Annotated in this window: 6 protein-coding genes; 4 read left to right on the top strand and 2 right to left on the bottom strand. The window is 70.3% G+C overall.

Going from position 1 to position 6633, the window contains the following annotated elements; genetic code table 11:
• Positions 1–672 precede the first annotated feature (672 nt).
• On the top strand, positions 673–825 hold the full coding sequence (locus D7294_RS32125; protein ID WP_158674731.1) for a hypothetical protein: 153 nt from the start codon (positions 673–675) through the stop codon (positions 823–825).
• 50 nt (positions 826–875) lie between these two features.
• Positions 876–1274 (top strand): hypothetical protein, encoded by a 399-nt coding sequence (locus D7294_RS30055; RefSeq protein WP_120684982.1) that lies wholly within the window; start codon positions 876–878, stop codon positions 1272–1274.
• 18 nt (positions 1275–1292) lie between these two features.
• On the opposite strand, the gene D7294_RS32120 is transcribed toward D7294_RS30055, so the two are convergent.
• Positions 1293–1430, bottom strand: coding sequence for a hypothetical protein (locus tag D7294_RS32120; protein ID WP_158674730.1), 138 nt, complete (start codon positions 1428–1430; stop codon positions 1293–1295).
• 306 nt (positions 1431–1736) lie between these two features.
• Positions 1737–2147 carry a telomere-protecting terminal protein Tpg gene (tpg, locus tag D7294_RS34070; protein WP_120684973.1) on the bottom strand — a complete coding sequence of 137 codons (411 nt, stop codon included), beginning with the start codon at positions 2145–2147 and terminating at the stop codon, positions 1737–1739.
• Positions 2148–2413: 266 nt separating this feature from the next.
• Between tpg and D7294_RS30045 the strand changes: the two genes are divergently transcribed.
• Together D7294_RS30045 and D7294_RS30040 are read left to right on the top strand one after the other, a co-directional pair.
• The gene (locus D7294_RS30045) at positions 2414–3637 is read left to right on the top strand and encodes an IS701 family transposase (RefSeq protein ID WP_158674729.1); all 1224 of its coding nucleotides are present in this window, start codon (positions 2414–2416) and stop codon (positions 3635–3637) included.
• A 420-nt stretch (positions 3638–4057) separates the two neighbouring features.
• Positions 4058–6376 carry a hypothetical protein gene (locus tag D7294_RS30040; RefSeq protein WP_147450941.1) on the top strand — a complete coding sequence of 773 codons (2319 nt, stop codon included), beginning with the start codon at positions 4058–4060 and terminating at the stop codon, positions 6374–6376.
• The last annotated feature ends 257 nt before the right edge of the window (positions 6377–6633 follow it).

The following is a 6633-nucleotide window of genomic DNA, read 5'->3' as shown; positions in this document are numbered from 1 at the left end:
CGCTCTTCCGATCTGCTTGGACCCGCTCCGCGGGTCCAAGCGCGCTGCGCGCGCTTGCAGAGATTCCCCCGCGCTTCGCGCGGGGGAATTATCCCTCCCGCGAAGCGGGAGGGATAATCGGATTCCCGCTTCGCGGAAAACGGATTCCCGCTTCGCGGAAATCCGAACTGCAGTTGGATTCCCGCTTCGCGGGAATCCAAGGCGCTTCCGCTCCGCTCCAGCGCCAAAAGCCGCAGCGAAAAGGAAGGGGGCGCGGGGATGCATCAGGGCATCAGGCTGTGTAGATATGGGAATTCATGGCGGGCCCCTCTGTCGGCCCGAGGATTCGAGGCGAGGCCGCGGGGGTAACATTTCCAAAGCCACGTGAGGTCACGGGCGGTACGCCGGCGCGCCCCGACTGACGAGAGGTCAGACCACACGAGACCGGGCGCTACCCTCACCAGAAACTTTCGACCAACCCGGATACCCATCCTACTTCCCCCGATCGACCGCGCGTCAATTGCTGATGCAGATGTGTAGGTACGGGAATTCTCAGCAGGGCCCGGACGGGTCATCAGGCGTTGGCCACGGCCGGTCGGGCGGCAGGTCCAGGCGGGGCGGGAAACCGGTCAGATAGCGGTGAGTTCCGGGCAAGTGGCCCCGCCTGCGGCGGTTGGGGTTCATCCTGCGGCCATGGAGGAGTTCGAGTTCGAGTGCTGGCGGTGCTGGGAGACGAACTACATCAAGGGCCGGCCCAAGGGCTTCTGGAGCATCACACACTACGAGCTGCCCGCCGAGTGGAGGTGCTGGAACTGCGACGCCGTGAACATCACTCCTGACGAGTGACCCGGCCGGCGGAAGGGACATCGGGGCCTCGGCCTGAGAGGATGGGCCACGTGAGTGACGAAGAGCTGCGGCGCCGCCTGGAGGCCCTGGAAGGCCAAGTGGCGCGGATCGGGGAGCTTGAGGCCGAGGTGGCGCGGCTGCGCGAGGACGCGGCCAGCTCGCGGGCCCTGGCCGCGATGGCCGACCGGGACACCGCCGAGGTCCGTACCGCCCTACGCGGCCACGCCCAGGTGCTCAACGCGCTGCGGGAGACGCAGATCGAGCACGGCCAGGTGCTCAACGCCCACACCGCGGCCCTGCGGGAGATCGCGGCCACGGTCGGCGGACTCGTGGCCGAGCAGCGCGACCTTGCCGCCGGCCAGCGCGAGCTGATCGCCGGGCAGGCGGCGCTTGCCGAACAGGTCCGGCGGATCGCCGACCGCCTCGGCACCGACGACGACCCCAGCTGATCCGGTCTCCCGCGCCGGTCACTCCCCGCCGGGCAGCCGCAGCACCTCCTGGACGACCTCGCGCTCGGCGGCCGACAGCCCCGCCGCCCATGCCAGGTCCTCGCGGCGGTCCGCGAGCACCGCCCCCTTGGGCGCTGCGGCCACGTGATGTGCCATCACCGCGAGGGCGGCCTGCCGGACGGCCTCGAACCCGTCCTCGCCCGCCGCAAGGAGCGCGGCGCGGACCTCGCCACCGGCGCCGCCTGCCCAGCACCGGCCTGCTGTGGCCCAGGTACGAGGACCTGCTCCGGGCGGCACACCGGGCAGGCCACCGCGCCGCCCTCCACAACCTGCCGCTCCGCTTCCTCCGAGGCGTCGGCGAGGGGGCGGCACAGCACCGGCACACCCGGCAGCACACCACCGGCACAGGCCGGCGCCGAGCGCGCGGCCGGGACGCCCCCGGCCGCAGGACAGCGTGCCAGGTCAGGTCCCCAGGTCGAGGTAGTCGATGCCGGTGATCTGGACGTCCAGGCCGTGCGCGCGGCGGCCGTGGCCGCGGAAGTAGGCGAACCCGAGGCCCTCGCCCAGGATGTGCCGGAGCTCGGCCTCGGCGGCCCCGGCCTGGTGGGCGGTGAGCAGCTGCCCAGCGGTGGCCGGTTCGAGCAGCTCGGTGACGCGTCGCAGCCGCGGGTCGCCGGTGGAGCCGGGCGCCGCGGTGAAGCCGAACCGCGCCCTGGTCTCCACCGTGATGCCCTGGCGGGCGGCCCGGCGGAGTGCGCGGGCGCGCAGGCCCGGCCACCACGAGCGGCGCGCCTGCTGTCCGGTGCGGCCGGCCGCGGCGGAGGGCCGGTTTGCCCTTCCCGGGAAAAAGAGCGAAGCGATATCAATGCGCATACTTCATTCAATATGGGGCAAGCCCCCTTTAAAGAAGCAATCAAAAACTGATTTCACCGCCCCTTCCGATGGCACATCGGACAAGGAGGCACACAACTCGCCATCTCCTCAAACGAGCGCCCGCCACCGCCACGGAATAAGACGTTCACCATCTCCCGCTTACGCACCTGCCATAAGGAGATCCGATTACGTTATGTCCGTCTAGAAAAGCTCTCGCGGTGCGGCATGATGACCTATGCATAGATGACATAGGGGGGGGTATAGCTTTGCCTGTAAGCGCCATTCGAGAGAGCTCGATCCACCACATCGAATTCGAAGAGTTCACGAAGGCAACGTTTTCCTCCCTGCTGCGGGCCGACCAGAAGCGCTGGGCCGCGGTGTACTTACGCGGCCTGCTCTCCGTAAAGGGCAGGAAGGCTATAAGAAAGATGGTGAGCGACCACCCCGAGAGTTCCCGGCTCGCCGCGGTCCAATCCTTACAGCAATTCATCAATCAAAGCCCGTGGGACTGGAATCCTGTGCGCGAGTCGCTCGCCAGGATCGTCTACGACCAGATCACCCCCAAGGCATGGGTCATCAACGAGGCGACCATACCGAAGCGGGGGATTCACTCCGTGGGGGTCGCCCGTAGATTCGTGGAGCTGGAAGGCCGAACCATAAACTGCCAACTCGGGCTCGGGCTCTTTCTCGCCACCGAGTACGGCGCGCTTCCCGTCGACTGGTGCCTGGCGTTGGGCGACGAATGGATCAACGAGCGGGAGCGGCGCGAGCGCACCCGGGTTCCCGAACACATCGACCGGCAGTCGCCTTCAGATCACGTCCTGGAGATGACGGACCGTCTCGTCTGCGACTGGCGGCTTCCCCTCGCGCCGGTCGTGGCCAATGCGTGTTACAACTCCATGGACGCCGTGCGGCTGATTTCGGGGTTCACCGAGCGGAACATCGACTTTCTGCTGGAGGTCCCCGCCTTCCTGGAGGCCGTTGCGCATCCGTATCTCACGCGGGTCCGCACGGACGTGCCCCCGGCGTGCAATGGCGTTCCCCGGGAGCCCACCACGGTGCAGGAGGCCTGCATCGCACTGGGCGGCGCGCCGCAACGGGCGACCGTCGTGCCGGTGGGCCACCGGCGGCGATCCCTTTCCGTGCGTTCTTCCTACATACGGATACCAGGAATTCGCATTCCAGGCCACTGCAATGTACCCACATATCGCCTGTACGCCGAACTGTCGCCTGTCGAGGGGCGCCCCACGCGCTTTTGGATAACCAACTTACTGCACCGGCGCATTGACGAGATGGTGGATCTGGCACTTCTGCACAGACAGAGCCTGGGAGATCTTTCGGAGATGCAGGAGTCGTTCGGCCTTCGAGATTTCGAGGGGCGTTCCTATCCTGGCTGGCACCATCACATGACACTCGTCTCGGTTGCCTACGGCTACCATCGCCTGGTGTCCGAGAGCGATCAGCTCATAGCCTTGGCCGGCTCTCTCTGAGAGATTCCCGCGACACGGAAGCAGGACGGATTTCGGCTCCTCTCGCAGCAAGGCAGAGAATCTTCGCTTGGTCGCACTCACCGCAGCCCGCGGCGGCTGCGGTGAAGAGCATGACATCGGGCTTGCATGGCATCGGGCTTCCGAACGCAGATGACGTCGTTCGGCACCGCATCGCCTGCCGAGTCCTTGTTCCCCCACGCACGCATACCAGGGCCGGGGAGGGCGACCGGCGAGCCGGCCGGTGCCCGGCCACCGGCTCCTTGGATGCGCGGAGCATTCTCTGTACGGCTCCGAAACCGTCCGACGTTCAGTCGATGAACTGCTCCTCAGGACGGAAGGCGTGGCATGTTCTCCTCCTCGTTTCGCAGGGAAGGCGTTGTCCCTTCGCCGGAGAGGCCGGTGCCGGCCGAAGCTGAGGGTGTGCTGAGGAAGTTCCTGGGAAGTCTTTCCCCTCGCCGCTATGTGCGCTCCGCCGCCTGGGACGGAAGCACCGGCCGCTGGAGCAACCGATACCCCGTCAGGACGTCGCTCGACAAGGTCAGGGCGGACCGGCCGGTGGCCATGCATCTCTTTCCGCCGGGCGGCGAGGGGCCGCGGCTGTGGGCTTTCGACCTCGACGCCGCACGCGGCGGGCGGGGTGCCACCGAATCGCAGGCCCGGCAGCTCGCCGCCCTCCTGCGGGAATGCGAACTGCCGGCCGTGGCCGTGGTCTCCGGTCCTTCCGGGGGACGGCACCTGTGGACGGCGTGCGAGGCAGCGCTGCCGCAAAGCCTCGTCGAGCGGCTCCGGCGTGCCTGCCGCATGCTGGCGGCTTCGCCGGCCGGTGCGGTCGCACGCCTCTCCCTGAGCACGCTGGACCTGACGCCGTGGACCAACGCGAACACGGGGGCCTTGCGGCCGCCGGGCGCCGCCCATCGCTCCGGCGGCCACGCCGCGCTGGTGGACCACGACGTCGACCAGGCGGTCGACGCGCTGTCCAGCGGGGGCACTCTCCGCGGGTTCGACCGCCTGGCAGCCGCCCTGGAGGGGCATGCTCGCGAGTGCGCCAGGCCCGCTCCCGCACCGCGGCTCGGGAGCCCGGAGCGCGCGGCGGCCTCGGGGCGCAGGCTGCCCCCGAGCGTACTCGGACACGGCCGGGGCCGGGTCGTGCAGCGGCAGATCGTCCTCGGCTCAGGCAGCGGCCTTCCCGCCCTCTCCGGCCGGCGCCCGGTGTCCGGGGCCGGGCTCGGGAAGCTCCGGCGGCGGCTGCCGCCCGATGCCGACCACTCCGCGCACGCCTGGGGCGCGTTGCTGGCCCTTGCCCTGTCGGGTGTCACGTTCGAGGAGGTCGAGCGGCAGCTGCGTGACGCGTGTAGCACGCCGGGGCTGGAGTACTTCCGGTCCTCCCGCGGCCCCGGTGGGCGAAGCCCCCGCGGCGTACAGGAGTCCCGGGGGCTGCTGGCCAGGCAGTGGGAGCTGGCGGTGGAGTGCGCGGCCCGGATGCCGAGGGGGAGGGCCTTTCCCCCCTCCCGCTCCTCGGTCACCGCGGAGGTGGCGGATCTTCTCGCGCGGATGGAGGCCGCCGGCGCGGAGAGGTGGTCGCGGCGGACGGGACCGGCGGACGAGGCCGTGCTGCGTGCCTTCGCGCTGATCGCCCTGGTGTCCGGGAAGTCCGCGGTGACCCTCGACGTGCGGCGTGGCTCCCTGCTCACCGGGTTCAGCCCGCAGACGGTGAATGTCGCCATCCGGGATCGGCTCATCCCCGACGGCTGGCTCCGTGAGGTCTCCCCGCCCGATCCGAAGCGGCATCTGGCGCGCACCGTCGCCCTGGCCGACAGTCACGTCTGCCCGGCGTCCTCCCGTCACGTCTGCGCGGTGCACACGGTGCGTACAGGGTCTGACACAAGTGATAACGCCCCCCGGGAGTCTTCCGAGGGGCTCCTGGGCAGGTTGGGCCAGTGGGTGGACTCGGGGTCCTCCTCCCTGTGGACGGGCCTGGGCCACCACGTGCACCGCACCCTGCTGGCCGCCGAGGGCGGGGGCACAACGCTTCCGGAACTCCAGCGCCGCACGGGCTACTCGGCGCGGACCGTCGCGCGTCACGCGGCGGCCCTGCGGGGTCAGGGCCTGCTGGCATATCGAAGGGGCAGATACCTGCGGACCTCGCGGACCGTGCACGAGGCGGTCGTGCACGGGGGCCATCCCGACCTGGCGGCGGAGCGCTCGGTGCTCTTCCGCATCGACCGGGAGACCGCACGCTGGTGGCAGGCGGAGCAGCGGTGGCTGAGTGCCCCGCGGCCGCAGAAGTGGCGCAGGCGCCCGCCTGGGCCGGAGCGCCGGGCCGGACTGGCTGCGGAGAGGCGGGCCTACCCCAGGACGGCTCAGGGGCGGCCGGATCACGCGCGGGCCTGGCGGCTCGAGGCTGAGCGCCTGGGAGCGCGGAAGATGCTGGAGGAGGCGTACGCCCGGGCCCGGTGCACGCCGAGTCCGCTGGAGAGACATCTGTGCCTGCCGCCGCGGGCCGCCGGTGCCGGAGAGGGAGCGGCGCGCGGCGTCCCGCGGCCTCCTGCTCCCCCTGCCCGCTCGCGGCGTCTCCGCCGTGCGGTGCAGGAGGCGGGTTCCTCCCCGGCGGGCGGCAGCCGGGCTCGCCGGCGGGGCGGACCGGGCAAAGGGGCTCCCGGAAGCGGTCGCCAGGGCCGCTGGGAGCGGAGGCGGGAGAGAAGCCGGGGCGGCGTGCCGGCGGCGGCCGCTGCCGGGTGAGCCCCGCCGGTCGGGCGGGATGCGGCCGGGCCCGGGAAGGCAAACGGGCAACGGCGGACGCATTCCCCGCGCTTCTACGTTAAGAACTGCTTGCCGCCCCCTCCACGATGGCGAAGCATCGTGTGCAGGAGCGGATACACAGGGTTATCTGAGAGGCTTCGACGTGCGGGAATCCTCTGGGAACTGCCTGGGTCGCGTGGGGAGTTGTCCGAGCGGCGACGCGGTGGGCGACCGGCGTCCCGGGCCCCGGAGCGTGG

The organism is Streptomyces hoynatensis (assembly GCF_003626535.1).
In the GTDB taxonomy this organism is placed as follows: domain Bacteria; phylum Actinomycetota; class Actinomycetes; order Streptomycetales; family Streptomycetaceae; genus Streptomyces; species Streptomyces hoynatensis.
The sequence above is the reverse complement of the archived record's forward strand: the minus strand, read 5'-3'. Positions and strand labels throughout refer to the sequence as shown.